At 67.0% G+C, this 25,861-nt stretch carries 25 protein-coding genes, 1 tRNA gene and 1 pseudogene; 20 read left to right on the top strand and 7 right to left on the bottom strand.

All coding sequences use genetic code 11. The features are described 5' to 3' along the window. Positions 1–6 precede the first annotated feature (6 nt). From DL238_RS14850 to DL238_RS14835, 3 genes are all read left to right on the top strand, one after another. A complete protein-coding gene (locus DL238_RS14850) occupies positions 7–192 on the top strand; it encodes a hypothetical protein (protein ID WP_115493212.1) in 186 nt (61 codons plus the stop codon). A 35-nt stretch (positions 193–227) separates the two neighbouring features. Then, positions 228–1,061 (top strand): SOS response-associated peptidase, encoded by an 834-nt coding sequence (locus tag DL238_RS14840; protein WP_325048450.1) that lies wholly within the window; start codon positions 228–230, stop codon positions 1,059–1,061. Positions 1,062–1,541: 480 nt separating this feature from the next. Further along, positions 1,542–2,723, top strand: coding sequence for a tyrosine-type recombinase/integrase (locus DL238_RS14835; RefSeq protein WP_115493209.1), 1,182 nt, complete (start codon positions 1,542–1,544; stop codon positions 2,721–2,723). A 198-nt stretch (positions 2,724–2,921) separates the two neighbouring features. Here the strand turns inward: DL238_RS14835 and DL238_RS14830 are convergent, their stop codons facing one another. From DL238_RS14830 to yghU, 4 genes are all read right to left on the bottom strand, one after another. Beyond that, a complete protein-coding gene (locus DL238_RS14830) occupies positions 2,922–3,680 on the bottom strand; it encodes a helix-turn-helix domain-containing protein (RefSeq protein WP_115493208.1) in 759 nt (252 codons plus the stop codon). A gap of 25 nt (positions 3,681–3,705) precedes the next feature. Continuing rightward, on the bottom strand, positions 3,706–5,094 hold the full coding sequence (locus DL238_RS14825; protein WP_234031128.1) for a tyrosine-type recombinase/integrase: 1,389 nt from the start codon (positions 5,092–5,094) through the stop codon (positions 3,706–3,708). A 4-nt stretch (positions 5,095–5,098) separates the two neighbouring features. Continuing rightward, positions 5,099–5,173: transfer RNA gene (locus DL238_RS14820), tRNA-Gln, on the bottom strand. A 79-nt stretch (positions 5,174–5,252) separates the two neighbouring features. After that, positions 5,253–6,113 carry a glutathione-dependent disulfide-bond oxidoreductase gene (gene yghU, locus DL238_RS14815; protein ID WP_115493206.1) on the bottom strand — a complete coding sequence of 287 codons (861 nt, stop codon included), beginning with the start codon at positions 6,111–6,113 and terminating at the stop codon, positions 5,253–5,255. A gap of 111 nt (positions 6,114–6,224) precedes the next feature. Between yghU and DL238_RS14810 the strand changes: the two genes are divergently transcribed. The 5 genes and pseudogenes from DL238_RS14810 to DL238_RS16565 form a co-directional block, all read left to right on the top strand. Next, on the top strand, positions 6,225–7,241 hold the full coding sequence (locus DL238_RS14810; protein ID WP_115493398.1) for a DNA topoisomerase IB: 1,017 nt from the start codon (positions 6,225–6,227) through the stop codon (positions 7,239–7,241). Positions 7,242–7,375: 134 nt separating this feature from the next. After that, positions 7,376–8,431 carry a sensor histidine kinase gene (locus tag DL238_RS14805; protein WP_115493205.1) on the top strand — a complete coding sequence of 352 codons (1,056 nt, stop codon included), beginning with the start codon at positions 7,376–7,378 and terminating at the stop codon, positions 8,429–8,431. A 21-nt stretch (positions 8,432–8,452) separates the two neighbouring features. Next, the gene (locus DL238_RS14800) at positions 8,453–10,534 is read left to right on the top strand and encodes an NAD(+) synthase (protein WP_115493204.1); all 2,082 of its coding nucleotides are present in this window, start codon (positions 8,453–8,455) and stop codon (positions 10,532–10,534) included. A 3-nt stretch (positions 10,535–10,537) separates the two neighbouring features. Then, positions 10,538–11,428 carry a DMT family transporter gene (locus tag DL238_RS14795; RefSeq protein WP_115493203.1) on the top strand — a complete coding sequence of 297 codons (891 nt, stop codon included), beginning with the start codon at positions 10,538–10,540 and terminating at the stop codon, positions 11,426–11,428. Between the two features lie 147 nt (positions 11,429–11,575). Continuing rightward, positions 11,576–12,682 (top strand): annotated as a pseudogene (locus tag DL238_RS16565) (GGDEF domain-containing protein); the annotation flags it as partial. Between the two features lie 71 nt (positions 12,683–12,753). Here DL238_RS16565 and DL238_RS14785 read toward each other — a convergent pair. Then, positions 12,754–13,869 (bottom strand): branched-chain amino acid aminotransferase, encoded by a 1,116-nt coding sequence (locus DL238_RS14785; protein WP_115493202.1) that lies wholly within the window; start codon positions 13,867–13,869, stop codon positions 12,754–12,756. 286 nt (positions 13,870–14,155) lie between these two features. On the opposite strand from DL238_RS14785, the gene DL238_RS14780 reads away from it, so the two are divergent. After that, positions 14,156–14,965, top strand: a complete 810-nt coding sequence (locus DL238_RS14780) for an alpha/beta hydrolase (protein ID WP_181883970.1) — start codon at positions 14,156–14,158, stop codon at positions 14,963–14,965. Positions 14,966–15,568: 603 nt separating this feature from the next. On the opposite strand, the gene DL238_RS14775 is transcribed toward DL238_RS14780, so the two are convergent. Then, the gene (locus tag DL238_RS14775; protein ID WP_115493200.1) at positions 15,569–16,126 is read right to left on the bottom strand and encodes a hypothetical protein; all 558 of its coding nucleotides are present in this window, start codon (positions 16,124–16,126) and stop codon (positions 15,569–15,571) included. A 124-nt stretch (positions 16,127–16,250) separates the two neighbouring features. Between DL238_RS14775 and DL238_RS14770 the strand changes: the two genes are divergently transcribed. The 7 genes from DL238_RS14770 (at position 16,251) to DL238_RS14740 (ending at position 20,626) form a co-directional block, all read left to right on the top strand. Then, positions 16,251–16,988, top strand: coding sequence for a TlyA family RNA methyltransferase (locus DL238_RS14770; RefSeq protein ID WP_115493397.1), 738 nt, complete (start codon positions 16,251–16,253; stop codon positions 16,986–16,988). 123 nt (positions 16,989–17,111) lie between these two features. Continuing rightward, on the top strand, positions 17,112–17,666 hold the full coding sequence (locus DL238_RS14765) for a TspO/MBR family protein (RefSeq protein WP_115493199.1): 555 nt from the start codon (positions 17,112–17,114) through the stop codon (positions 17,664–17,666). Positions 17,667–17,721: 55 nt separating this feature from the next. Continuing rightward, on the top strand, positions 17,722–17,967 hold the full coding sequence (locus tag DL238_RS14760; protein ID WP_115493198.1) for an accessory factor UbiK family protein: 246 nt from the start codon (positions 17,722–17,724) through the stop codon (positions 17,965–17,967). Between the two features lie 113 nt (positions 17,968–18,080). Next, positions 18,081–18,317, top strand: a complete 237-nt coding sequence (locus tag DL238_RS14755; RefSeq protein ID WP_115493197.1) for a hypothetical protein — start codon at positions 18,081–18,083, stop codon at positions 18,315–18,317. Positions 18,318–18,554: 237 nt separating this feature from the next. Further along, complete coding sequence (locus DL238_RS14750; protein WP_115493196.1) at positions 18,555–18,845, top strand: GIY-YIG nuclease family protein; 291 nt, start codon at positions 18,555–18,557, stop codon at positions 18,843–18,845. A gap of 63 nt (positions 18,846–18,908) precedes the next feature. Beyond that, the gene (gene recO, locus DL238_RS14745; RefSeq protein WP_115493195.1) at positions 18,909–19,505 is read left to right on the top strand and encodes a DNA repair protein RecO; all 597 of its coding nucleotides are present in this window, start codon (positions 18,909–18,911) and stop codon (positions 19,503–19,505) included. 23 nt (positions 19,506–19,528) lie between these two features. Next, entirely contained in the window at positions 19,529–20,626 is a 1,098-nt protein-coding gene (locus DL238_RS14740; protein WP_115493194.1) for a glycosyltransferase, read from the top strand. 164 nt (positions 20,627–20,790) lie between these two features. On the opposite strand, the gene DL238_RS14735 is transcribed toward DL238_RS14740, so the two are convergent. Continuing rightward, on the bottom strand, positions 20,791–22,083 hold the full coding sequence (locus tag DL238_RS14735) for a phospholipid carrier-dependent glycosyltransferase (RefSeq protein ID WP_115493396.1): 1,293 nt from the start codon (positions 22,081–22,083) through the stop codon (positions 20,791–20,793). A gap of 271 nt (positions 22,084–22,354) precedes the next feature. On the opposite strand from DL238_RS14735, the gene DL238_RS14730 reads away from it, so the two are divergent. The 4 genes from DL238_RS14730 (at position 22,355) to DL238_RS14715 (ending at position 25,810) form a co-directional block, all read left to right on the top strand. Then, the gene (locus tag DL238_RS14730; RefSeq protein ID WP_115493193.1) at positions 22,355–22,591 is read left to right on the top strand and encodes a hypothetical protein; all 237 of its coding nucleotides are present in this window, start codon (positions 22,355–22,357) and stop codon (positions 22,589–22,591) included. Positions 22,592–22,726: 135 nt separating this feature from the next. Continuing rightward, positions 22,727–23,932 (top strand): trans-sulfuration enzyme family protein, encoded by a 1,206-nt coding sequence (locus DL238_RS14725; protein WP_115493192.1) that lies wholly within the window; start codon positions 22,727–22,729, stop codon positions 23,930–23,932. 112 nt (positions 23,933–24,044) lie between these two features. After that, on the top strand, positions 24,045–24,344 hold the full coding sequence (locus DL238_RS14720) for a GIY-YIG nuclease family protein (RefSeq protein WP_115493191.1): 300 nt from the start codon (positions 24,045–24,047) through the stop codon (positions 24,342–24,344). Positions 24,345–24,538: 194 nt separating this feature from the next. Beyond that, positions 24,539–25,810: a Glu/Leu/Phe/Val family dehydrogenase gene (locus DL238_RS14715; protein WP_115493190.1), complete on the top strand. Its 1,272-nt coding sequence runs from the start codon at positions 24,539–24,541 to the stop codon at positions 25,808–25,810. Positions 25,811–25,861: the final 51 nt, after the last annotated feature.

The raw sequence follows: 25,861 nt of genomic DNA, 5'->3' as shown, positions 1-25,861 counted from the left end.
CCGGCGGTGGCGAACCCATGCCCGCCGCTTTCGCTTCTTGTAAGCGACACCACCGCCGAGCTGCTCGAGTGGGCGGCGGCGACCGCGATCCTCTATGCCAAGTGCCAGGCCAGACACCGCGGGGCCGTCGCGTCCTACGCCGCAGCGCGGGCAACGGCGATCGAGGCGAACGGCAAGGCGCCGGAGGATTAGGCCGGCGGCTCGCACGCGCCGATCGTCGCGCCTCGGTGGCCGCACTTGGTGCATCTGGCGCGCGCCTCGACCTTCTCGATCGAAAAGCTCAGTTTGCGGGCGATCAGGTCGATCAGGAGTGGTGTAGGGTCGCGCTCAGCGGTGTAGCCGCAGTTCCGGCACGTTATCTGCAGCCAGTATCCCTTGCGCCCGAAGGCGTTGACCGAATCGAGGCGATATCGAACCATGCGCCCTCTGGAACGGAAGCGGAACAAAGGACAAGCGGCGTGTGCAATCTCTACCGGATGAGCCGGAGCGTCGATGAGATCGCGCGGGTATTCGATCTTGCCGCACCGCTCGGTTTGAATGTCGCCGGCGAGCTCTATCCCAAGAGCAACGGGCTGGTGATTGCCGAGGGCGCGCTGCGATCAATGACCTGGGGCTTCCCGCTCGCTCAGAAATCGAAGGTCACGGGCGAACCCCTGAAGCCGCGCCCGGTGAACAACGCGCGCAGCGACAAGCTGGACAGCTTCATGTGGCGATACAGCTTCGCCGAGCGGCGCTGCCTGATCCCGCTGACCGCATGGGCTGAGGCCGAAGGGCCGAAGGGCGAGATGACCCGCACCTGGTTGTCGCTCCCGGGCGAGGACGTATTCACCGTCGCCGGGATCTGGCGCGGCAGCGACGAGTGGGGCGATTGCTATTCCATGGTCATGACCGATGCTGCCGGCGACGCCGCGGCGGTGCATGATCGCATGCCGGTAATCCTGGCAGGAGAGGATCGCGACACCTGGACGAGCGGAGCGCAGGAGGATGCGCTCGGTCTATGCCTGCCGTACCAAGGGGCGCTGACAATCGAGCGCACGTCCGAACGCTGGGCGAAAGGTTAGAAGCGCGCAAAATCCGCCCCTCAAATGGGGGTATCGCTGGGGGTACGGCTCCGCGCCGGAATGTCCGCGAGGCACGTATTTCTCACCAATTCGTGTGTGGATGAGGCGGAGGGATTATCCGGCTCGGTAAAGTTTCGAAATAGCGCTATTTCGATATCACACCCAGTGCCCAAGGCGGTGGCGACTTGGTGAGATCGCCACCTAACCGCCTGATCCCGCTCTCGCTTCGTCCACCGAGCACGTAACAATCACAAAGGCCTGTCGGCACAGGGTAGAATATATCCCAGAAGGCGTCGCTAGGTGGGAGTGCGATTTTGTCGAAGTCGGCATGGCCTGGGACTTCGCAACCGCCAGTTCGATACACCCAGAAGCTCCAGTTCGACCGCTCAAGGTCCGCGCGACGCTGCTCGGCATAAGCCCTTCGCCCTGCCTCTGCGGCCTTTTCGCCTGTCGAATCTATCCCGCTCATCGGAGGACCTTATGCTCACCAACGCCGCGGCGAAAGCCGCCGGCGCGAAAAGTCGCGCCTACAAGCTGTCCGACCAAGGCGGGATGCATCTGCTGGTCCGGCCGACCGGCACGAAGAGCTGGCAGCTGAAGTACCGTGTGCGCGGCCGGGAAAAGCTGCTCACGCTCGGCCAGTTTCCAGAGGTGAACCTGAGCCGCGCGCGGATCCTGCAGGCCGAGGCGAAGGAGCTGCTCGAGCAGGGCGTCGATCCGTCGAAGAAGCGCGCCACCGGGAAGACGCTCGAGGCGCTCGGCCGAGCCTGGTTCGAAAAGCATTGTCGGGGGTGGAGCCTCGCGCATGCAGCTGACGTACTCTCCACGCTCGAGCGCGACATCTTTCCCGAGCTGGGCGCGCGGCCAGCGGGCGAAGTCGTTTCGCGCGAACTGCTCCAGGCGGTCCGTAAGATCGAAAACCGGGGCTGTTCGACCACCGCGCAGCGCGTGCGCCAGCGGCTCGAACAGATCTTCGCCTTCGGCCGCGCCGAAGGCCTGGTCGACAATAACCCGGCGAGCGACCTGGGCGCCGCGATGCTTTCCGCGCCGCCGGCGCAACCGTTCCCCGCGCTCATGCGGATCGAAGACTGCCGCGCGCTGTTGCGGGCGTGCGAAGCCGATCGCGGCCGGGCGATCACGATCATGGCGAGCCGTTTCCTCGCACTCACCGCGGTGCGCCTGGGCACGCTACGCGGCGCGCGGTGGGAGGAGATCGATTTCGATGCGGCGTCGTGGACGATTCCCGCCGCGCGGATGAAGCTCAGCAAGGCGAAGAAAGACGATTCGCGGTTCGATCATGTGGTGCCGCTTAGCGAGCCTGCGCTGTTCGTCCTGCGCGGACTTCGCGCCGCGCGCCCGAAGTCGGACATCGCACCCGATCTGATCTTTACCGGCCGGAGCGCTTCCTCCCCGATCGGCGCCGGCGCGATCGGCGGGCTGTACGATCGCTGCGGCTATCGAGGCCGCCATGTCCCGCACGGATGGCGTGCGAGCTTCTCGACGATCCTCAACGAGGAAATGGGCGAGGATTATCGCTTCGCGATCGACGCGGCGCTCGGCCATTCGGGCAAGGGCAAGGTCGAGGCGGCGTACAACCGAGCCCAGCTGCTCGATCGGCGACGCGAGGTGTTCGATCGCTGGGGCGCGATGCTGGCAGGATAGCTCTCGAATGCGGGCGATCCGGTCCGTCTGTACGGATGGTTCGCGGCCGGCACGGATTTTGCGGTTCGGCCCTGCCGAGCCCCGGTCGGCGCAAGCCGACCGTCCCGCCGGTGCGGGCGGGTGATTTTTCGTAATCTTATGCCGGGGGTTGGGGGCCGGCCCATCGAATATCAACGTGTGAAGCCGCATCAGGCGGCTTCACTCCTTCTGAATACTTCGACTGGGGGAGGGATTCAGGACGCTATCTGAACTCGCGCTCTCGGCCATAGCCAGCCACGCCCGCTGGGCGTGCTCGTCGCCGGGATAGAGCGCTTCGGCGCGCTCTTGGTCGGTGGAAGCGCGTGCCAGCGCATTGCGCTTTACCGCACGGTTGTATGCGGTCTTGTCGCGTATCGCGGTCGCGCGTCGCTCCTGCAGGCCTACGTAGCGCGTTGGGCGCGGGAAGTCCTCCGGCCGGAAGCGTTTGCCAGCGCGGCGCAGGATCTCCGCGAGGCGCTTCTGGCACCGGCCGGGTAGGCGCTTCGTGTCGAAGAAATAGGCGTTGGAGGTCTGTTTGACCTGCGGGCCATAGCCAGGCGCATTGCTGGTCTTTTCCGTCCGCCTGATCCAGTCGATGAAGCCATTCGCCCAGAGCAGCTTGAGTGCGCGGACGACGGTCGGCCGCGCAAGGCGCGTCTTCTTCTCCAGCGTTTCGATCGAGGGCTCGCAGGTCCCTCTCTTGAAATCGCAGCACCAGAAGAGCCAGCGCAGGACCTTTCGACAATTCTGGCCCATCGCATGCTGCTTTCCCGGCCGTTTGGTGAAGTCATCCCACTCGTCGAAGACCCGCAGCATCGCCTCCACGAAGTAGGTTCCGTGTTGGATAGGCCGGAAGACCTGGGCGCGCGGATCATTGATATCGAAGCTGTCGCGTCGAGCCTTTGCTCGGCCGTGGAGCGAGAGAGCGTGCGCCGTCATGCCGCACCTCCCTGAGCAGATACGCTCAGGAGAGGGCGTGAGGGTCCTTCAGCCCAACATCGAGCAGCTGGGCCCACTCCTCCGCAAGTTGACGTCTGCGCGGCATGTAGGCGGCACGATTGTATGCGGCTTCGACGTCGCCTTTGACGTGTGCCAGCATCAGATCGATGATTTCGCGATCGCCCCAGCGTTCCTGCACTGCGGCCCGCTCGTTCATGATCGTCGAGAACGCCGCGCGCCAGCCATGCGGGACGTGGCGCCCGCGATAGCCCGCGTCGAGATACAGCTGACTGAGCGTCGAATCGCTGATCGGCGCATCGCGGTTGGCCCCAGGGAAAAGAAAGCTCTGGTGGGCGCTTTTTTCCATCGCGGCCGAGACTGCCGCTGCAGCTGCGGGCGCCAGTGGCACAATGAAGTCGAAGCGACTGTCCGACTTGCGTGCAGCCAGCAGTTTCATCTTCGCGGCGGGGATGCGCCAAAACGGCTCCGATCCCTCGAGCTGTTCGAACTCGTCCCGTTCCGCAATTCGCACCACGCCCGGCCTCACCGCCGTCAGCGCGAGCAGCCGCGAGGCCAGCTTGGTCTGCACGAGACCGCGGTTGCCGTTCCGCTTGTCGATCGCATTCAGCAGATCGCGGGCTTCCTCGACCGTTTCGACCGCAGGAAAGCGCCCGCTCACGCTCGGCTGCAAGGCTTTGCGAATGATCGCCGCAGGGTCGGTCTCGGCGAGGCCCGACGCGATCGCCCAGACGAAGACTTCGGACATGGTCGCGCGAACTTCCTGCGCCATCACGAACGAGCCGCGCTTCTCGATCCGCCTGATCGCCTCGAGCACGTCGGCGGGTGTGATCGCCGCGATCTGTTTGCGGCCCAGAAGAGGGAACGCGTTCACCTCCAGCCTCCGCAGAAGCTCGCCGGCATAGCGATCGGTCAGCTTGGCCTTTTTGCCCGCATGCCAAGTGCGTGCGACTTCCTCGAAGGTCTCTCCGACTGCGACCTTCCGAAGGCGGGCCCTCTTCGCAGCCCCCGGATCCGTTCCGGCAGAGATCTGCGCCTTCGCCTCGTCCCGCTTTTCTCGAGCTTCGCGCAGGCTGACGGCAGGATAGGGACCGATCGTCAGCTTTTTCTCCGCCCCGTGCCAGCGGTACTTGAGCTTCCAGCTCTTCGCGCCGCTCGGACGGATCGCGAGGTAAAGACCGCCGCCGTCGAAGAGGCGTTTCTCCCGCACAGGGTCGGGCATAGCCTTGCGGCAGGCCTGATCGCTCAGCCGGTTCAGGCTCAACTGAGGCCCCCGTGGTGGCCCCCGAGGCCCCCGCGCTTGCCAGAAACTCGATGCGACAACATGCGAATGTTTCTTGCGGTATTTCGGGGCTTTGGCAACATGCCTGCGCTTGTATGCGACTTGATGCGACAACGGCTGGCTGGGGTGGCAGGGATCGAACCTGCGAATGTCGGTACCAAAAACCGATGCCTTACCACTTGGCTACACCCCAGCAGAGGCGCCCGACCCGCGTCGGTCGACGGACGGGAGCGCTCCTATAACGCGCCAGACGCGTCGGGCAAGGTCCCGCGTCAGACGGGCTTGCTCGGCTCCAGCACCTTGCCTTCGAAATCCTCCGCCGAGTGCCTTTCGGCCAGCTGCGAGTTCTCGTCGCCCCACACCTTGTTGACGATCCGCCCGCGCTTCACCGCCGGGCGTTCGCCGATCTCGCCGACCCAGCGTGCGACGTTCGTATATTCGTCGATCGAAAGGAAGGTCTTGGCGTCATTATAGATGATCCCTTCGACGAACGGCGCCATCCACGGGAAGGCGGCGATATCGGCGATGGTGTAGTCATCGCCCGCGAGGAAGCGGCTCTCGCCCAGCCGCTGGTCGGCGACGCTGAAGAGCCGCTTGGTCTCCATCGCGTAGCGGTTGATCGGGTATTCGAACTTCTCGGGCGCGTAGGCGTAGAAATGGCCGAACCCGCCGCCGATGAAGGGCGCGCTGCCGATCTGCCAGAACAGCCAGCTGAGCATCTCGGCGCGTTTCGGGCCGGTCAGCTGAAACGCGTCGAACTTCTCCGCCAGGTGGAGCAGGATCGCGCCGCTCTCGAACACGCGGATCGGCGCTTCGCCAGTGCGGTCGACCAGCGCGGGAATTTTCGAATTGGGGTTGATCGCGACGAAGCCGGAGCCGAACTGCTCCCCCTCGCCGATATTGATCGTGTAGGCGTCGTATTCGGCAGCGTGTCCGGCCTCGAGCAGTTCCTCGAGCATGATCCCTGCCTTCGCGCCGTTGGGCGTGGCAAGCGAGTGGAGCTGGAAGGGATGCGTGCCTGCGGGCAGCACCTTGTCCTCGCGCGCGCCGGCGGTGGGGCGGTTGATATTGGCGAACCTGCCGCCGTTCTCGGCGTCGTATGTCCAGACCTTCGGCGGCGTATATTCGCTCATGAAAAATGCTCCTGACGTGGCCCGCGATAAGGGGCTCGCGATAACATGCTTTGGTCCATGTGGGCGCGGGCGGGGGAACCGCAAGCGCGCGCCGGAGCTTTCCTCGCCAAGATGAACTCGCGCACGACCAAGCTGATCTTTGTCGACGACAGCCTGCCCGGCATCACCCGCAAGGGTGCGGGGAAGGGCTGGGCCTATTACGACGCCGACGGCGGGCTGATCCGCGACACTGCCGAGCGCGAGCGTCTCAACGCCATCGCGCTGCCGCCCGCCTACGAGGATTGCTGGTTCTGTCCCGCTCCCAACGGCCATATCCTCGCGACCGGCTACGATGCGAAGCGCCGCAAACAATATCGCTACCACCCCGATTTTCGCGCGCTGCGCGATAGCGAGAAGTTCGATCGCTGCCTCGCCTTCGGCAACCGCCTGCCGCTGCTGAGGAAGCGCGTCGCCGACGATCTGGCCGCGCGCGACCTCGGCCTGCAGCGCGCGCTTGCCGGAACCGTGCGCCTGCTCGATCTCGGTGCGATCCGCATCGGCAACGACACCTATGCGCGCGACAATGGCAGCTACGGCGCGACCACGATCAAGAGCCACCACGTCACCGTGCGCGGCAAGACGCTGCGTTTCCGGTTCAAGGCCAAGTCGGGCAAGCATCGCGACCTGCGGCTGACCGACACGCACCTCGCCAGGATCGTGCGCCAGATGCAGGATCTCGACGGGCAGGACCTGTTCTCCTTCGTCGATGAAGGCGACCAGGCCGTGCGCGACATCACCTCGACCCACGTCAACGCCTATCTGCGCGACACCATGGGCGCGGACTTCACCGCCAAGAACTTCCGCACTTGGCATGCGAGCGCGATGGCCTTCGGCCTGCTCGCGGGCGCGAAGCAGGACCTGACGATCAAGTACCTGACCGAAAGCGTTGCCGAGCATCTGGGCAACACCCCCGCGATCACCCGCAAGAGCTATATCCACCCGGCCGTGTTCGACCTGATGGACCGGCAGGGCGAATGGCGCGAGGGGCTGGCACTGCCGCGGCGCACTAAGTGGCTGTCGCGCGAGGAGCGCGGGCTGATTTCCTTCCTTGAGGATGCGCCTTCGATCTCCGGTCTGCTCGCCGCATAAGGCCCGGCCTGGCAACTTGATATAGATCAGTCGCATCTTTGATTTTGCGGTGCTAAAAGACCCTGCGCCGGTGCTTATCGGACACTTGGCGCGGCCTTTGGCGTGAGAAGAGAACAGAGTTGCCCAACCACAGGATGACCGCGATCGACGCGGCCAATTTCATGCCGGCGAACGTTCCGCCGCTTGTGCCGCAATTCGTGTTCGGCCTGTGCCTTGCCATCGCGATGATCGGCCTGCGTGCGCTGATCGACATGGTCGCGCCCACCTCCGGCCCCTTCGCGCTCGTCTATCCCACCGTCCTCATCGCCACGCTGTTCGGTCGGCAGTGGGCGGGGATCGTGTGCCTGATCGTGTCCTTCCTGTGGGCGTGGTACGTCGTCCTGCCCTTCACCTGGTCCTTCGCGTTCGAGCAGGAAGGCGACACCGCGCGCGTGCTGATCAACTTCGTGTCCTGCTGCATCGTCGTGGTGCTGGCCGAAATCTTCCGTGCCGCGGTGCGCGTGCGCGAGGCGGAGCTGCACGATTCGCTCGACCGGCGGCGCTGGCTGATGGCCGAGCTTCAGCATCGCACCAAGAACAACTTCGCGCTCGTCGCCAGCATGATCGAACTGCAGAAGCGCCGGCAGGACAATCCCGCCGCCGCCGCCGCGCTGGAAGCCGCCGCCAACCGCGTGTTCTCCTTCAGCCGCGCCTACGCCCAGCTCGCGGTCGACGAGGCCGACCGGCAGGAAGGCGATATCGACATGGCGAGCTATCTCGAGGACGTGGTCGACCATCTGCTCGATGCCTCGTTCGACGAGAATATCGCGGTGACGCGGCGGATCGCGCCGATTGCGCTTCCGCGCGAGCAGGCGGTGGCGATTGGCCTGTTCCTCAACGAAGCGCTCGCCAATGCCGCGAAATACGCCTTTGCCGACGGGCGTTCGGGTGACCTGAGCGTCGTGCTGGACGGGACCAAGGCCGACTGGCGGCTGGAAGTGCGCGACAATGGGGCGGGCACCGCCGCCGTCAGTGCCGAGGATGGCGGGCTCGGCAAGAGCCTGATGCGCACCTTCGCCCGCCAAGCCGAGGCCGAGCACGAGCTGGACGTTAGCGACGCCGGGTGCATCGTCACGCTGACCAGCGTCGGCGGCGGCGAGGGGCCCGCGAACCTGGGCGATGGCGCGCAGCCCCTTGTGTCCGGCGCCTGAGGCGGGCACAGGCTCGCCGTCATGGGTGAGCGCGCACATCCCTTCTTCGATCTGCACACGCACGGCTTCGTGCGCGTGGCGACCTGTACGCCCTTCGTTCGCCCGGCGGACATTAGCGGCAATACCGACAGTATCCTGACCGAAGCGGCGCACGCGCACGAGGCGGGCGTCGATCTCGCCGTCTATCCCGAGCTGTGCGTGACCGGCTACGCGATCGACGATCTGCACCTGCAGGCCGCCGTTATCGATGCCGCCGCCGCCGCAATCGGGCGGATCGTCGAAGGAAGCGCGGGGCTGACCCCGGTGCTGATCGTGGGCGCGCCGGTGCAGCGCGGCGCGCGGCTCTACAATTGCGCGCTGGCGATCGCCAATGGCCGCCTGCTGGGCGTGGTGCCCAAGAGCTACCTGCCCAATTACCGCGAATTCTACGAGAAGCGGCAGTTCACGCGCGGGCACAATTGCCACGGGCTCGACGTGACCATCGCCGGTCACGAAGCGCCGTTCGGCACCGACGTGATCTTCGCCGCCGAGAACCTGCCGGGCTTCGTCTTCGGAATGGAGATCTGCGAGGATTTCTGGGCACCGCAGCCGCCCGGCATGATGGCCGCGATGGCGGGTGCGACGATCCTGTGCAATCTTTCCGCCTCGCCCGTCACCATCGGCCGGGCCTCCGACCGCCACCTGCACTGCGCGTCCGCCTCCAGCCGCGGGATGTGCGCCTATGCCTATTCCGCGAGCGGACATGGCGAGAGCACCACCGACCTCGCGTGGGACGGGCAGGGGGTGATCTACGAGCTGGGCCAGCTGATGAAGGAAAGCGTACGCTTCGACCGCCAGGCCGAGCTGTGCGTGACCGACATCGATACGGCAAGGATCGTCAACGACCGCACGCGCAACGGCACCTTCCACGACGCCGCCGAGGCTGCCGGACGGCCCGAGGACTGGTATCGCCGCGTCGCCTTCACCCACAACACGACCGCCGGCGACATCGGGCTCCGTCGCAAGATCCGCCGCTATCCCTTCGTCCCCGCCGATCCCGACACGCTGCACGAGGATTGCTACGAGGCGGTCAACATCCAGGTCGATGCGCTGATGCGCCGGATCGAGGCGACGGGCGCCAAGAGTCTCGTGCTCGGCATTTCGGGCGGGCTCGATTCGACCCACGCGCTGCTCGTCGCGTGCATTGCGTGCGACCGGCTCGGGCGTCCGCGCAGCGACATTCGCGGCTATACGATGCCGGGCTTCGGCACGTCCGACGCGACCAGGGACAACGCGCTCAGGCTGATGAAGGCGGCGGGGATCACTGCCGAGACGATCGACATCACTCCGGCGGCGGAACGCATGCTGGCCGATATCGGCCACCCCTACGCAGACAAGGGAGCGGATGGCGGCGAAGAGGTCTACGACACCACGTTCGAGAACGTGCAGGCGGGCCTTCGCACCGATTACCTCTTCCGCCTCGCGGGCCACCACGGCGGCTTCGTGATCGGCACCGGCGACCTGTCCGAAATGGCGCTCGGCTGGTGCACCTACGGCGTGGGCGACCAGATGAGCCATTACGGCGTCAATTCGGGCGTGCCCAAGACGCTGATCCAGTACCTGATGCGCTGGATGATCGACACCGACCAGTTCGGCCACGAGCTGAACGAGGTCCTCGAAGACGTGCTCGGCACCGAGATCAGCCCCGAGCTGGTCCCGGCGGGCGAGCACGGCGAAATGCAGAGCACCGAGGACCAGATCGGCCCCTACGCGCTGCACGATTTCTTCCTCCATCACATCGCCCGCTACGGCCACAGCCCGAGCCATGTCGCCTTCCTCGCGTGGCAGGCCTGGCGCGAGATCGAGACCCACGGCTGGCCGCTGGGCTTCCCCGAGGATGCCAAACGCACCTATTCGCTGGGCGAGATTCGCCAATGGCTGGAGGTGTTCTGCCGCCGCTTCTTCGGTTTCAGCCAGTTCAAGCGTAGCGCCATGCCCAACGGGCCCAAGGTCTCGATGGGCGGGGCGCTGAGCCCGCGGGGAGACTGGCGCGCGCCGAGCGATGCGGTCGCCGACGTGTGGCTCGCCGAACTGGAAAGCAACGTTCCCCATACGGAGGACTGAGCCGTGCCCGCGTGGTCGATAGGGCTGATGGTGCTGTGCAATCTTGCATGGGCGCTCAACGTGATCGTCGGCAAGCTTGCGGTGGACGATCTCGCCATGCCGCCGCTCTTCTTCGCCGGTCTGCGTTCGGCCATCGTCGTGCTGGTGCTGGTGCCGCTGCTGGTCCGCAGCATTCCGCCGCGCCTCCCCGCAGTCCTCGCGGTCGGGCTGGCGATCAGCGGCGGGTCCTTCGCGCTCCTCTTCATGGGATTGCAGACCGCCGATCCGGCGACGGCGGGCGCGATCGGGCTGGTGGGCGCCCCGATGACCGTGCTGTTCGCGATCGTCTTCCTGGGCGAGACCGTGCGCTGGCGGCGTGCGCTGGGCATGGTGCTCGCCTTCGGCGGCGTGCTGCTGGCGATCCTTTCCAAGGGTGCGATGGCGGCGAGCGGCGGCGCGATGCTGGTCTTCGTTTCGGCCCTCGTCGGCGCGCTCGGCGCGGTCTTCGTCAAGAGGCTCGATATGCCCGCGATGACGCTGCAGGCGTGGGCGGCGGTGGCTTCCACGATGGTGCTGCTGCCGCTGTCCTTCGCGGTCGAGCAGGGGCAAGTGGCGAGTTTCGCGGCCGCGCCCTGGGCGCTCGCCGGGTGCCTGGTCTTCGCTGCACTGGTTGTCTCGATCGCGGCGACGGGCACCTATTTCGTCCTGTTCCAGAAGTTCGAGGCGAACCTCGTCGTGCCGCTCACCTTGCTGCACCCGCTGATGACGATCGGGCTGGGCGCATGGCTGACCAACGACGTCGTGGGCGGACGGCTACTGCTCGGCTCGGGGATCGCGCTGGCGGGCGTGGCGATCATCGTCATCCGGCCGAGCGAGACGTTCTCGAGGCGCTTCCTCACCCGGCCGCGGATGTAGCATCGCCGCTGCGGACGCGCGGAAGCGGCATGTTAACCTGCCGGGCGTAGCGTCCCGCGCGTGAATCCCGAATCGAATCTCCGCCACGTGGAGCAGGCTGCGGACAAAGGCCTGCACTTTGCCCAGTGGCCAGCCGCGTTGCGCCAGATGTGGCGCGACGAGCAGGTGCCGCGCCGTCGGCGCGAACTCGCTTTCATCAACGCGATCGCGCTTATCTCCTGCATTTTCTGCGTGCCGCTCGACTATTCGAACGGCCCGGAGATGTTCGGGGAGGGGCTGGTCCTGCGTCTTGGCCTGGTGGTTCCGGCCTATCTTCTCGCGATCTATGCCGCCTTGCGCGGGGGCTGGGCGTTCCAGCGCTGGACCTCGATCCTCTCCGCCGTCTGCTTCGCGGGCGTGGCGGGATATCTCGGGATGCACAACGGCGCCGTGCCGCAGGACGAATACGTCATGGGCGCGGCGCTGATCGTAGTCCTGGCCGTGGTGGTCGTGCCGCTTCGACCCGGGTCGATCGCGGTCCTCGTCTTCCTTTCGCTGGCGGTGTTGTGGACCGTCTGGGCCGTCCTGCCGCCTCCCCGCGCGCGCGAGGCCTTTGCGCTGCTCGCCTATCTTTCGGCGATCAGTCTCGTCGCGCTCGCCGTGCCGTTCCGCACTGCGACGCTCAAGGACCGCAACTTCCTCTATGCCGTGCGCGGCCGGCTCGCCGCGGACCGGCTGATGGAAGCGAACGAGCAGCTACGCGAACTCTCGCACCGCGACGACCTCACCGGACTGCCCAACCGCCGCTATTTCGAGCGGATCTTCCACACCGCCTTTCGCGCGGCGAGCGAACAGGGCGACGATCTGGCGGTGATGATGATCGACGTCGATCACTTCAAGCAGTTCAACGACACGCATGACCACGTTGCGGGCGATCGCGCGCTCAAGCAGGTCGCGACCGAGCTGGAGAAGCAGTTCGCGGAGGTCGGGGGCACCGTGGCGCGCTTCGGAGGCGAGGAATTCGTGGCCGTGGTCGAACACTGCAGCGAGGAAGAGGCGCTGATCCTCGCCGACCGCGCGCGGCGGGCGGTGGCGCAACGTCCCGTGACGCTCGACATTGGCGGGCGCGTCACGCTGAGCGTGAGCATCGGCGTGGCCTTGCGGCAGAATGTCGCCCTGTCGCCCGACGCCCTGTCGCCCGCCTCCCTGTCTGCCGATGCACTCATCGACCGCGCCGACGAGGCACTCTATGCGGCGAAGACCGCGGGGCGGAACATCGTCCGGCTGGCAGCCCGGGCGGACGTGTCGGGATCGCCGATGGGCTCAGCCAGAGCGCCTGAGCCCTCTCAGTCCAGCTTCGTCACCCACCCATGCGGATCGGGCGCGGTGCCCATCTGGATGGCGACCAGCCGGTCACGCATCTTCTGGGTCAGCTGCCCGGTCCCCCCGCTGCCGATGGTGAAGGTGCCGTCGGGCCCGTTGACGCTACCCACGGGCGTGACGACCGCGGCGGTGCCGCAGGCGAAGGTCTCGATCAAATCGCCCTTCGCCGCATCGGCGTGCCACTGGTCGATCGAATAGGGTTCCTCGCGCACCTGCAGCCCTTCGTCGCGCAGCATCTGGATCAGGCTGTCGCGCGTGATGCCGGGCAGGATCGTGCCGGTCAGCGGAGGGGTGATTGCGCTGCCGTCCTCGAACACGAAGAACAGGTTCATGCCGCCAAGCTCCTCGATCCACTTCTTCTCGACGGCATCGAGGAAGACGGTCTGCTGGCAGCCCTGCTTGGTCCCTTCGGCCAGCGGCACGAGGCTTGCGGCGTAGTTGCCGCCGGTCTTCGCCGCGCCGGTGCCGCCGGGGGCCGCGCGCGTGTGATCGCGGCTGACCCACACGTCGACCGGCTTCACGCCCGACTTGAAATAGCTACCGACCGGGCTTGCGATCAGGCAGTAGAGATATTCGCGCGCCGGGCGCACGCCGAGGAAAGCTTCGGTCGCGAACATGAAAGGCCGCAGGTAGAGCGATCCGCCTTCGACCGTGGGCATCCAGTCGCGATCCTTCGCGACCAGCTGGCGGATCGATTCGAGGAACAGCTCCTCGGGCAGTTCGGGCATCGCCATGCGCCGCGCGCTGGCATTGAGGCGGCGCGCGTTCTGCTCGGGCCGGAACAGCGCGACGGAATCGTCCTCCCAGCGATAGGCCTTCATCCCTTCGAAGATTTCCTGCGCGTAATGCAGCACGGCCGCCGCCGGATCGAGCGCGATCGGCTCGCGCGGGCGAAGCTTCGCATCGTGCCAGCCGTCTTCGCCCCGCTCCACGCGGTCCGCATCGAAGGCAATCGTCACCATGTGGTCAGTGAAGATCGACCCGAAACCCGGGTCCGTCAGCGCCTCGTCGCGGCTTTCGGACGGGACGGGGGCCGGGTGGGGCAGGTGGGCAAAATCGATCATCGGCGTATCGGCCATAGGGCTCTGGTCTCCTTGGTCGAGGCGGTTATGCGCGCACGCGGCGCGGGGCAAGGGGGTCTGACAAATATTTCACGATACGACGCAAAATCTTTCCGATCATTGCGCGATGAGATCGGGCGGCCCCGCGCCGTCAGGCGGTATTCGCAACGTCATCGCGCTTGTGCGCGGCGGCCGGACGCAATAGCCTTTCGCAGTCCTTCCGGAGAGAAATTCTATGCGTCCCTTGCGTCCGCTGCTGCTGTGTTTGCTCGCACCATTGGCCTTGCAGGCGTGCGCAGCGCCGATGGTCGCCCAGCAGGCTGCCCCGGACCAAGCGGGGTCTGCGGCGCTCCCGTCCGCCCGGCATGTCGCGCTGCCCGTGGGCGGGCGCACTCTCGACCTGTCGGTCTTCGATGCGGTCGGCGAGCCCGCCGCGGCGATCTTCCTCTCGCATGGCGCGGGCTCCTCGCCTGAAAGGCTCGCGCCGCTGATCGGTGCATTGCAGGAGGCGGGATTCGTCGTGCTCGCGCCGCGCCACGGCGATTCTCTCACGATTCCCGAGGCGGAGCGGGAGGATATCCGTGCGGCCTTCATCAGCCGCACCGCCGACCTGAACGCCGTTTCGGCGTATGCTGCCGAACTCCATCCCGGGCTTGCGCTGGCGGGCGTAGGCCACAGCTATGGCTCGCTGATCGCGCTGATGGGCGGCGGCGCGCTCGATCCCATGTTCGGCGCCCGCGTCCCGGCGATGAAGGCGGTGGTGATGTTTTCCTCTCCCGGCCCGATCCCCGGGCTGACCGGGACCCCCGGCGCCTATGATACGGTCGCCGTGCCCACGCTCACGATCACCGGGCCGCAGGATGTCGCGCAGCCCTTCGCAGGCGATCCGCAGGTGCAGGTCGCGCAATTCGAAGCGCTGCCCGAAGGCGACCACACGCTGCTTCTGGTCGAGGGGTCGGACCATTCCTTCGTCTACGGGGAGGAGGACGGATACGACGAAGCGATAGCGCTGGTCACGCGCTTCCTGCTGGCCAAGGTGGCGGGCGATGCCGAGGCGGCGAAACGCTTCGACGAGGCCCGTTCGAGCGAGCGGATCGAGATCCGGCGACGCTGAACCCGCGCGCTCGGGCGACCGAAATCGGCAGGGCGCGATGATCGGATCGCGCTTGCCGGGCGGTTGCGCGTCGTTCCGCAGTGCCGTGCGGGCCAAGGTGCTGGCGACCATCTCTTGCCATCCGGCATGGCTCCGGATCGCTTTCGATCGCGCCCTCGCGCCCCGCAGCTGAAAAGGGCGACGCAAATGAAAAGGGCGACCCAGCCCGCCTGCGAATGGTGGGGATGGATCGCCCTTTCATGGTCAGCGGCCAGGAAGTGCCGCCCACGAAGCCTCTAAGGGTATGCGACTTTACCGATAGTGCCTCGCGCGGAAACTTGCCGACCTCTCTGCTGAACCATGAGACATCGGATCACCTCCTTTCGCGCTTGTAAGCCAAGACCCGCACCGTATCACCGGGGGCCGAGAAGCGTCGTGCACCGCCGCTCTCAGGTTCCTTTTTGAGTCACCTGATTCGCCAGCACAAGCCTTGTAAATATCTTTTTCCCCGTCATACTTGTGCGCTCGCGAAAAGAACCCCCGCTGCCGGACGCGGATAGCGTCCGCGCGGCAGGCAATTCGCTCCCCCACGTTCCGATGTTCAGGCTGTGGCGGCGCTGTACTTCAGCGGCAGTCTTCGATGATGCGCGTCACTTCGGCCCAGGCGGGCACGTAGAGGCCGGGTTGCCCCTCGACCTCCACGGCGAAGCGCCCGCGCGTGATCGCCATCGCGTCGAGCAACGGATCGCGCGCGTCGAGTGTCGCCATCACCCGCGCGGGCGCATTCGATGCGGGCGTCGCCAGCATCGGGCGCGAGATCGTCTCGGTGCTGATCCGCATCGCGACCTGGCCCTGCATCGGGGCCAAGGTGGGCCGCACGATGCCGACCTCGCGGGTGCCGAGGTCACACGCGATGACGAGCTTCGCCGTGCCGGGCGTTCCGAACACCGCCAGCGTTTCGTCGGGCTCGACCAGATAGCTCCAGTCGCCCGCCGTCTGCGGGCGGTCGATCCAGTTCTCTTCCACCGGAACCGGCTCGGGTGCCGGCGCGGGCGCGGCGACCGGCGGCGGGGCGGGCGCAGGCGCGGGCGGCGGCGGCTCGGGCGTCTGGCAGCAGGTCACCGCCAGCAGCGAGACGGCAAGGGCGATACGGGCGGGGGAGGCGATGCGGGGTTTGCTCATAGTGCCATTAATGCGCTTGGAGCCGATGGGGGTCCATGGCTAATGCGTCTTCGTTTTCCGGCAGGCGTCCTCGGGGTGGGAGGCGCAAGTGTTCACGCATGTGGACTTCGACTACAGGATGCCCATGGCGAAGAAGATGCGGGTCGATCAGATGCTGGTGGAGCACGGGCTGGCCGAAAGCCGCGCGCGTGCGCAGGCGCTCGTCATGGCGGGGCTGGTCTTTGCAGGCGAGACCAAGATCGCCAAGCCGGGCCAGGCGGTGGCCGAGGATACCCAGCTGGAGGTGCGCGGTCGCGACCATCCGTGGGTCAGCCGGGGCGGGATGAAGCTCGCCCACGCGCTCGACGCCTTCGATCTCGATCCGACCGGAGCGGTGGCGATGGATATCGGCAGCTCGACCGGCGGCTTTACCGACGTGCTGCTGCAACGCGGCGCGGCCCGCGTATTCGCGGTCGATTCTGGGACCAACCAGCTCGCCTGGAAGCTGCGGCAGGACGAGCGCGTCACCGTGCTCGAGCAGACCAGCGCGCGCATCCTCACACCGGAGCAGATCGATGCAGCCTGCGACTGGGTGGTGTGCGATGCGAGCTTCATCGGCATGGCCAAGGTGCTCGAGCGCCCGCTGGAACTCGCCGCGCCGCAATGCCGCCTCGTCAGCCTGATCAAGCCGCAGTTCGAGGTCGGGCGCGAGGAGGTGGGCAAGGGCGGCGTCGTGCGCGATCCCGCGCTGCACGAACGGGTGTGCGAAGAGGTGCGTCACTGGCTCGAAACGAACGGCTGGCAGGTGCAGGGCATCGTCGAAAGCCCGATCACCGGGCCCAAGGGCAATGTCGAGTTTCTAGTGTCCGCACGACGACCTTAAAAAAATGGTCTTAGGAATAGGTGCAGCCCGCGTGCCAATTCGGTATAGGCCCTGCAACTTAGGTTGTCGGTCGGGGGGTCGAATGCCTAGGCGAGTCGTGAAATATCCCCCTCTGGAGGACTCATGACAACGCTGGCCTCGCGCGCGCAACTGCGCGCCAGCTTCATCAGATGGGCACTGTTCCTCGTGCCCGCCGTCGTATTGCTCGGCTTTCTTTCGGGCCAGCTGGCCGGGACCGGGGAGGGCGATCCGTGGTTCGCGGCGCTCGCCAAGCCGGACTATTACCCCGATGCCAGCCTGTTCCCCATCGCCTGGGGCATTCTCTACGTCATGATGGGGCTCGCCTTCGCCATGGTGTGCTCGGCCTGGGGGGCGAGGGGGCGCGGAATCGCGATCATCGCCTTCATCGTCCAGTTCGCGATGAACCTCGCGTGGACCCCGCTGTTCTTCGGCCAGCACGAGATCACCTACGCCTTCTACCTCATCGCCGGGCTGTGCGCGATGATCGCGATCACGATGGTGCTGTTCTTCCGCGTGCGAAAGCTCGCCGCGGCCCTGCTGATCCCGTACCTCGCGTGGAGCATCTTCGCCGCCGTGCTCAATTACGACATCCTCCGGATGAACCCCGAGGCGGACGGCGCCGAGACGACCGGCGCGGTGCAGCGGATAGATTTGTGAGGGGAGCGCGCGCGGGCTCTGGACAAACCGGGGCCCGCAAGCCATTTCTGGCCGCATGCAGAGCCAGAACCCGATCATCGCCGATTTCGTGAAGCTCGTGAACGGTGCCGCGGGCACCTTCGCCGGGATGACACGCGAGGCGCAGGAAACCGCGCGCGAGCGGATCAAGGAAACTGTCGGCGGGCTCAACTTCGTCAGCCGCGAGGAATTCGACGCGGTCAAGGAAATGGCCGCCAAGGCCCGCGCCGAGAACGAGGCGCTGGCCAAGCGGCTCGACGCGCTGGAAGCGAAGGCCAAGTAGCCTTGCGCACCGGCGGCAAAGCCGCGCCTTTACGCTGAAAACTAGGAAATGATGGATCGGGTGCGCCAGGCCGCGCCCCGCGTTTGGTTTCTCGCAAGAGAGGTCTTCGCGACATGTTCACCCAACTCGATCCCCCCATCCCGCTCCACGTGCTCGGCAAGGGCGACGGCCATGCTCTCGGCGTCATCGACTACGGGCAAGAGCACAGCCTGCTCTGGGTCACCGCGATCGACGCGACCGGCGAAATCTGGTGCGCCCCCAATCCGCAAGTGCGGATGCAGGCCAACTGGTCGCTGGGCCGCCCGCGCTCGATGGCGGTGAAGGCGTCGAAGGAAACGCTGGCGGGGTAGGGGTAGGTTTTCGTGTGCCGGGCCCCCGGGTGGGCCGAGGTCCTCACAGTCAGCATGCCGAAACTCTTTTTGAGCCGATCGCCGAGCGATCCGGGGCGCTGATGTTATCTGGACCCCTGCCTTCGCAGGGGCGACGCCTGAACCAATTTCCCGTCGCCCCTGCGCAGGCAGGGGCCTAGCTGACCTCTCGGCATGCGAAACCTCGCCAAACCGACTGCCCTGAGATATTCGCACCCCATGCACGGCGGCTGGGTCTACATCATGACGAATGCGCCGCACGGGACGCTCTACATCGGGGTGACTGCCAATCTGCCAGCCAGAATGATGGCGCATCGGGAAGGTCGGGGATCCGAGTTCTGCCGGAAATGGAGTCTTACACGGCTGGTCTACCTCGAACACTACGACCGGATCGAGGACGCGATAAAGCGCGAGAAGTCGGTGAAGCGCTGGAAGCGCCAGTGGAAACTGAAGTTGATCCGGCGTGACAATCCCGACTGGAACGACCTTTTCGAGACGATCAATGCGTAGCGCCGGTGGAGGCCGCATCTGGGCCCCTGCCTACGCAGGGGCGACGGGCTATGGGAAAAGACCATGCACCTGAGAGCTCCCGCCATCGTCCTCGCCGCGCGGCCGCATGGCGAGAATGCGGTGATCCTGCGCGCGCTGACGCATGAGGCGGGGCTGGTCGCGGCCTATGTTGCGGGCGGGCAGGGGCGGCGGCTGCGGCCGGTCGTCATTCCGGGCAACGCGGTGGAGGCGGATATCCGCGCGCGCTCGGCCAGCCAGCTGCCCTTCGGAAAGGTCGAGCTGGTGACCAGCCGCGCGCCGTGGCTGAACGAGCCGCTGCCCGCAGCCGCGATTCTTTGGGTGACCGCGCTGACCGCCTCGACCCTGCCCGAGCGCAATCCCTATCCCAGCCTCCACGACGCGCTGGGCGGATTGCTCGATGCGATCTGCCATGCCCCCTCGGCGCGCGGCTGGGCGCCCGCGCTGCTCTCCTACGAGGCGCTACTGCTGCGCGAGCTCGGCTACGGCGGGATGAAGCCCGAGGCGGGCGACCTGCCGCAAACGCTCGACGCGCTGCGCAGGCTCGGCCCCGCGCTGGAGCGCTACCTGCTTGCCGACCGGCGCGGCGATGCTATGGCCGCGCGCGGTCGGCTGCTCGAGCGGCTGGCCCGAATTGCCTGAAGCGATCGCCTGGGGGGAGCGCGTTGCCCGACATTGCCGTCATCCTGCCCACGCTCGACGAGCGCGACAATCTCGCGCCGATGATCGAGCGGCTGGCGGCGGCGCTGGACGGGCTCGACTGGGAAGCGGTGATCGTCGACGACGACAGCCGCGACGGCACGGCGGACGAGGCCCGCGCGCTCGCGCAGGCGAACCCGCGCGTCCGGGCGATCCAGCGGATCGGGCGCCGCGGCCTCGCCTCGGCGGTGATCGAGGGGGCCTGCGCGACCGCAGCGCCGGTGATCGCGGTGATGGATGCCGACCACCAGCACGACCCCGCGCTGATCCCGCCGATGCTCGAAAAGCTGCGCTCCATTGATGGCGAGGGGGCCGACCTGGTGGTCGCCTCGCGCTTCGCCGAAGGAGCCAGCGCCGACGGCCTGTCGAGCGCGCGGCGCGAACGCGGATCGCGCCTCGCTAACCGGCTGGCGCGGATGCTCACCGGGGTCGATCTGTCCGATCCGATGAGCGGGTTCTTCATGATCGAGACCGCAAGGCTGCGCGCGCTCGCCCCGCGCCTGTCGGGCATCGGCTTCAAGATCCTGCTCGATATCCTCGCCGTCTCGCCCGAGCGGCTGCGGGTGGCCGAAGTGCCGATGCGCTTCGGCGCGCGGCGCAGCGGCGAAAGCAAGCTCGACCGCGCGGTCGCCTTCGAATTCCTCGTGATGCTGTACGAGCGCTATCTGGGCCGGATCGTGCCCACGCGCTTTGCGCTGTTCGGCACGGTCGGCGGGGCGGGGGTGCTGGTCCACATGGGCGTGCTTGCGCTCTTCTACCCCGGCATGACCGCGACCTTCTGGAAGGCGCAGGCGCTCGCCACCTTCGCCGCGATGACCTTCAACTTCTGGCTCAACAACTGGCTGACCTATCGCGACAAGCGGCTGCGCACGGGCCTCGCGTGGCTGCGCGGCTGGGCGGTGTTCTGCACGGCCTGCGCGGTCGGTGCGCTGGCCAACGTGGCGCTGGCGAGCTTCCTGCAGATGCGCGGGATCAACTGGGTGCTCGCCGCCCTGGCGGGGATCGTGGTCGGTGCGGTGTGGAATTACGCGCTGTCGAACCGGTTCGTGTGGGGGCGGGTTTAGGGGGTTCCTCCCCGCCTTGCCGCAGGCCAGGTGGGGAGGGGGACCGCGAGACGCGGACCGCGGCTCGGGGTGGAGGGGGACAAGCCACACCTCGCCCCTCCGTCAGCCGCCTCGCGGCGTCTGCCACCTCCCCATTTGCGCTTCGCGAAAACCGGGAGGACAACCTAGCGCCACCCGTCGCGCCACATCCAGAAGTTGAACGCCTGCTCGCCTTCCAGCTCGGCTGCGCTCAGGATCGGGTAGAAATACGCGAACACCGCAACGCTGCCCGCCAGCGCCAGCCAGTAGGCCCAGGCGATCCCGCGCGCTTTCAGCCACGCGATCGCCAGCGCCAGCCCTGCGAGCAGGAAGCAGCTCGGCAGGAAATAGTGGTAGTAGAACTGGATCGGCTTGGCCGCGATCATCCAGAAACCGATGCTGGCGGCATAGAGCACGAAGACCGCCGCAGCGTCCGCCCGGCGCGCTGCCACGGCCGCCCAGCCGCACCATGCGACGCCCGCCAGCCCCAGCATCATGGTCAGCGGATTGCCGATCAGCATCACGCCCCTCTGCGCGCCGTCGGTCACCTCGTAGAGATACCAGATCGCGCGGGTGTTGAGCACCCACTGGGCCCAGGTCGACTGGTAGGGATGGCCCTGTTTCACGCTCTGCTGCAACTCGAGCATGTGGCGGTGCGCGCCGATCAGGCCCATCCCGTCGAAAGGTCCGCCCTCGACCTGGAAGGCGGGCCAGAAGGTCGCGGCATAGACGAGCATTGGCAGCAGGCCGAGCCACAGCGCCGCCTCGACCAGGCCGACGCCGCGCACCGGCGCCGCATCGCGTGCGGTCAGCGCGCGCGCCGGGCCGACCGCCCACAGCCGTGCGGCGAGGAAGAACAGGCCGAGCATGGGCGCGAGCGGCGCGGCGTTCCACTTCGACGCGATCGCGCAGCCCAGCGCCACGCCCGCCGCCGCCAGATGCACCCGCGCGCGCCCGGTCGCCACGTTCCGGAAGGCCGCGGCGAGCTGCCACAGCGCGGCGAGGAAGAAGGCGACCATGAAGATGTCGAGCATCGCGATCTGGGCGTGGACGAACAGCAGGAAACCCGTCGCCAGCAGCACGCCATAGGCGAGCACCGCATCGCGGCTGCGGCTCGCGTGCCACAGCCCGCGCATCGCGGCGAACAGCGCAAGCGATCCGGCGAGCGCGGAAAAGAACCGCCAGCCCCAGGCATTGTCGCCCAGCAGCCCGATCCCGGCAGCGATGATCTCCTTGCCCAGCGGCGGGTGCTCGGGATTGCGGTATTCGTACCCCGTCAGCAGGTCGCGCGCGGCGGGCAGGTAGTGAATTTCGTCGAAATAGGGCCCGCTCGGCAGCCACAGCCGCCACAGGCACAGGCCGAAGAACGCCATGGCGAGGCCGATCGAGGCCAGCAGGGGATCGCGTTGCGGGATGCGGTCGGCGCGCGCATGGCTCATGGTGGAGCCAGCGTTAAGGGCGCGCGTCGGCACCATCAAGCGGCGTGGTGCTTATGCATCGCGAGCGTTGCCATTGCGCCACGCGATCGGCGGTCGCGCGCGGAGTGCGCCGCTCCCGCCGCCGCGAAGTTGCGGCCCGGAGGACACGCGCGAGACGCAATCTTGTGCGGCCACGCGATTTTCCCGTGCGAGATTTTTTCGGCCGCCGTAGTGATTTTGCAATGCAGCACGCCTAGCGCGCGCATTCGTGATCTATCGAGGGAGTGTCTCAATGCCTATCCGTAAGCTTGCCATCATCGCCGGCGCCGCCGCCATCGCCACCGCGCCGCTCGCCGCGCAGGCGAGTGCCACCCAGACGCGCATCGCCGCTCCGGTCTCCGAGGCCGAAGACCTCGCGGGCATGAACGGCATTGCCGGTGCCGCGCTCGGCGTCGCGATCGGCGCCGCGCTGATCTTCGGTCTGAAGGAACTGACCGACGACGACGGAGACGATTCGGTCAGCGCATAAGGCGGGTCCACCTGCGACAAAGAAGAACGGGGCCTCCTTCGCGGGGCCCCGTTTCGTTTGTGCGGTCGGTGGGCAGAGCCGCGGAGCGAAAGCCCCGCTTGCGGGCGACCGGTCGCCGCCTTAAGCGGCGGGGCCATGAAGAAGACCACCGGAATGGATCGCTCCGTCACGTCGCAGTGGCGTCCCGCCACGCAGGCCGTGCGCGGCGGCACCTGGCGCAGCGAGCATGGCGAGACGAGCGAGGCGCTGTTCCTCACCTCGGGCTATACGTACGACAATGCCGCCGAAGTAGCCGCGCGCTTCGCGGGCGAGGCCGAAGGGATGACCTATTCGCGCCTCCAGAACCCGACCGTAGCGATGCTGGAGGAACGCATCGCGCTGATGGAGGGGGCCGAGGCGTGCCGCGTGCAAGCGAGCGGCATGGCCGCGATGACCGCCGCGCTGCTGGCCAGCCTGTCCGCCGGCGATCACTGTGTCGCCGCGCGCGCCGCCTTCGGTTCGTGCCGCTGGCTGGTCGACCACCTGCTGCCGCGCTTCGGGATCGAGACGAGCGTGATCGACAGCGCGGACAACGACGCATGGGAAGCGGCGATCCGGCCCAACACGCGAGTTTTCTTCTTCGAAACCCCCGCCAACCCGACGCTCGACATCGTCGATCTGGAGCATGTCTGCGGCCTCGCGAAGGCGCACGGGATCACGACGGTGGTCGACAATGCCTTTGCCAGCTCCGCGCTGCAGAAGCCGATGGATTTCGGCGCGGACGTGGTCGCGTATTCGGCGACCAAGCTGATGGACGGGCAAGGCCGCGTGCTCGCGGGCGCGATCTGCGGGACGAAGGAATGGATCGACGAGGTGCTGCTGCCCTTCCAGCGCAACACCGGGCCCAACCTCTCGCCCTTCAACGCCTGGGTCGTGCACAAGGGACTCGAAACGCTCGACCTGCGTGCCCACCGGCAGAGCCAGAACGCGGTCGCGCTGGGGCGGATGATGGAACCGCGCGTGCCGCGCATCCTCCATCCCGGCCTCGAAAGCCACCCGCGCCACGCGCTCGCCCTGAAGCAGATGCGCGCGACGGGTCCGGTCTTCGCCTTCGACTTGGAGAGCCGCGAGAAGGCGCACGCCCTGCTCGACGCGCTGCGGCTGATCGACCTGTCGAACAATATCGGCGATTCGCGCAGCCTCGCCTGCCACCCGGCGAGCACCACGCATGCCGGGCTGAGCGAAGAGGCCCGCGCCGAGATGGGCGTGACCGAGGGGCTGGTGCGGATCAATGTCGGCCTCGAGGATATCGAGGACATCAAGGAAGACATGGACCAGGCGCTGGAAGCGGCGGGGTTTTAGCAAGCACCGACCCCGGATCAAACCCGGGGCGACGTAGAGGTCGAATAGCTTCCCTATCCCTTCCCGTCGGCCCGGGCTTGACCCGGGCCCGGTGCTGTCTTCTTCTGCGCAAATGGATCGGGAAAGGCGCGGCGGCTGGGTCTACATCATGGCGGACCGGTATCGCGGCGCGATCTATGTGGGCGTCACCAGCGACATTGCGGCGCGCGTGACGCTTCATCGCTCCGGCAAAGGCTCCGATTACTGCGCACGGCGCGGGCTTACGCGGCTCGTCTGGGCGGAGCATGGCGAGCCGATCGATTCCTGCATCGCGCAAGAGAAGCGCATCAAGCGCTGGCACCGCGCGTGGAAGATCGAGCTGGTCGAGAAGGCCAATCCCGACTGGGACGATCTGTATGAGATGTTGATCTGAAGGAAAGCACCAGTCCCGGGTCAAGCCCGGGGCGACGGGAAGTGGAAGGCATTGCTCAACTCGCCCGCGTCGGCCCCGGGCCTGGTGCTTCCGCTCCCTCATCCCCGCCCCCATCCTTTCGGCACATCCCGGAACACCCCCGCGCCCTCACGTTCTTTCCTGTAAACGCGAAAAAGGAACAGGAGACCACGCACATGGGCGAACATCTGGCAGCGGCGCAGGAGCGGCTGGACCGCGCGGCTGATCTCGGCGGGTTCGATGCGGAGGTCGTTGCGCACCTCAAGGATCCGATCGAAACGCTCTCCGCCTCGGTGCGGATACGGCGCGACGATGGTTCGGCCCTGTCGCTCAAGGGCTGGCGCTGCCGCTACAATTCCGCGCTCGGCCCGACCAAGGGCGGCATCCGCTTCCACCCGAGCGTCCATCTGGACGAGGTCGAGACGCTCGCGTTCCTGATGACCATGAAATGCGCGCTGATGGGGCTGCCCTTCGGCGGCGGCAAGGGCGGGGTGGAGGTCGATGCGCACGACCTCTCGACCATGGAGAAGGAGCGTGTCGCACGCGGTTACGTCCGGGCAATGGCGAAGATTCTCGGCCCCGATCGCGATGTGCCCGCGCCCGATGTCGCCACCGGAGAACGCGAGATGGCGTGGATGGTCAGCGAATATTCGGAGATCGCCGGATCGATCCAGCCGCATGCCTTCACCGGCAAACCGGTCGCGCTCGGCGGGATGCCCGGGCGCACGCCCGCCACCGGGCGCGGCGCGCATATTGCGCTGGAGGAGATGCGCGGTCCCGCTGGCCTCGCCGAAGAGGGCGGGCTGACCATCGCGCTGCAGGGCTTCGGCAATGCCGGGCGCTGGTTCGCCGATGCCGCGGCGAAGGCCGGGCACCGGGTCGTGGCGGTGGCCGATTCCTCGGGCACCGTGTCGGACCCCGACGGGCTCGATATCGAGGCGCTGAGCGAAGCGAAGGACGAACACGGCAAGGTCACCGCCTTCGATGGCGGCAATGCGACCTCCTCGGACGATTCCAGGGACGTGCTCTCCACCGAATGCGACGTCATGGTCTTCGCCGCGCTGGGCGGCGTGATCGCGGACGGGGAAGACGCAAAGGCGCTGCGCTGCAAGGCGATCGTCGAGCTCGCCAACCGGCCCGTGCTGCCCGCCGCCGACCAGGCGCTGGCGGATGCCGGGATCGAGGTGGTGCCCGATATCCTCGCCAACGGGGGCGGGGTGACGATCAGCCACGCCGAATGGGTCCAGGGCCGCCAGGGCATCGACTGGGCGGACGAGGACGTGTCCGACTATCTCGAAGCCAGGATGACCGACGCCGCCGCCAATGTCCGCGACGCGATGAAGCAATACGACACGGACATGCGCACCGCCGCCTATGCCGTGGCGCTGCGCACGCTGTGCGCCGCGATCTCCGCCCACGGGACCCGCGCCGATTTCGGCAAGGCCTGAGCGCGAAGGGGCGGGACGGGCAGGCCAGGCTGCGGCCAATCGGCAACAGGC

This window comes from Alteriqipengyuania lutimaris, assembly GCF_003363135.1.
In the GTDB taxonomy this organism is placed as follows: Bacteria; Pseudomonadota; Alphaproteobacteria; order Sphingomonadales; family Sphingomonadaceae; genus Alteriqipengyuania; species Alteriqipengyuania lutimaris.
This window is presented reverse-complemented; position numbering and strand designations above follow the sequence as displayed.

What these genes read in the sequence shown, in the direction of transcription:
- DL238_RS14835 (WP_115493209.1), top strand. Translation starts at nt 1,542, where the DNA reads ATGCTCACCAACGCCGCGGCGAAAGCCGCCGGCGCGAAAAGTCGCGCC.
- DL238_RS14830 (WP_115493208.1), bottom strand. Translation starts at nt 3,680, where the DNA reads ATGACGGCGCACGCTCTCTCGCTCCACGGCCGAGCAAAGGCTCGACGC.
- yghU (WP_115493206.1), bottom strand. Translation starts at nt 6,113, where the DNA reads ATGAGCGAATATACGCCGCCGAAGGTCTGGACATACGACGCCGAGAAC.
- DL238_RS14810 (WP_115493398.1), top strand. Translation starts at nt 6,225, where the DNA reads ATGAACTCGCGCACGACCAAGCTGATCTTTGTCGACGACAGCCTGCCC.
- DL238_RS14805 (WP_115493205.1), top strand. Translation starts at nt 7,376, where the DNA reads ATGACCGCGATCGACGCGGCCAATTTCATGCCGGCGAACGTTCCGCCG.
- DL238_RS14800 (WP_115493204.1), top strand. Translation starts at nt 8,453, where the DNA reads ATGGGTGAGCGCGCACATCCCTTCTTCGATCTGCACACGCACGGCTTC.
- DL238_RS14785 (WP_115493202.1), bottom strand. Translation starts at nt 13,869, where the DNA reads ATGGCCGATACGCCGATGATCGATTTTGCCCACCTGCCCCACCCGGCC.
- DL238_RS14780 (WP_181883970.1), top strand. Translation starts at nt 14,156, where the DNA reads ATGGTCGCCCAGCAGGCTGCCCCGGACCAAGCGGGGTCTGCGGCGCTC.
- DL238_RS14775 (WP_115493200.1), bottom strand. Translation starts at nt 16,126, where the DNA reads ATGAGCAAACCCCGCATCGCCTCCCCCGCCCGTATCGCCCTTGCCGTC.
- DL238_RS14770 (WP_115493397.1), top strand. Translation starts at nt 16,251, where the DNA reads ATGGCGAAGAAGATGCGGGTCGATCAGATGCTGGTGGAGCACGGGCTG.
- DL238_RS14765 (WP_115493199.1), top strand. Translation starts at nt 17,112, where the DNA reads ATGACAACGCTGGCCTCGCGCGCGCAACTGCGCGCCAGCTTCATCAGA.
- DL238_RS14760 (WP_115493198.1), top strand. Translation starts at nt 17,722, where the DNA reads ATGCAGAGCCAGAACCCGATCATCGCCGATTTCGTGAAGCTCGTGAAC.
- DL238_RS14755 (WP_115493197.1), top strand. Translation starts at nt 18,081, where the DNA reads ATGTTCACCCAACTCGATCCCCCCATCCCGCTCCACGTGCTCGGCAAG.
- DL238_RS14750 (WP_115493196.1), top strand. Translation starts at nt 18,555, where the DNA reads ATGCACGGCGGCTGGGTCTACATCATGACGAATGCGCCGCACGGGACG.
- recO (WP_115493195.1), top strand. Translation starts at nt 18,909, where the DNA reads ATGCACCTGAGAGCTCCCGCCATCGTCCTCGCCGCGCGGCCGCATGGC.
- DL238_RS14735 (WP_115493396.1), bottom strand. Translation starts at nt 22,083, where the DNA reads ATGAGCCATGCGCGCGCCGACCGCATCCCGCAACGCGATCCCCTGCTG.
- DL238_RS14730 (WP_115493193.1), top strand. Translation starts at nt 22,355, where the DNA reads ATGCCTATCCGTAAGCTTGCCATCATCGCCGGCGCCGCCGCCATCGCC.
- DL238_RS14725 (WP_115493192.1), top strand. Translation starts at nt 22,727, where the DNA reads ATGAAGAAGACCACCGGAATGGATCGCTCCGTCACGTCGCAGTGGCGT.
- DL238_RS14720 (WP_115493191.1), top strand. Translation starts at nt 24,045, where the DNA reads ATGGATCGGGAAAGGCGCGGCGGCTGGGTCTACATCATGGCGGACCGG.
- DL238_RS14715 (WP_115493190.1), top strand. Translation starts at nt 24,539, where the DNA reads ATGGGCGAACATCTGGCAGCGGCGCAGGAGCGGCTGGACCGCGCGGCT.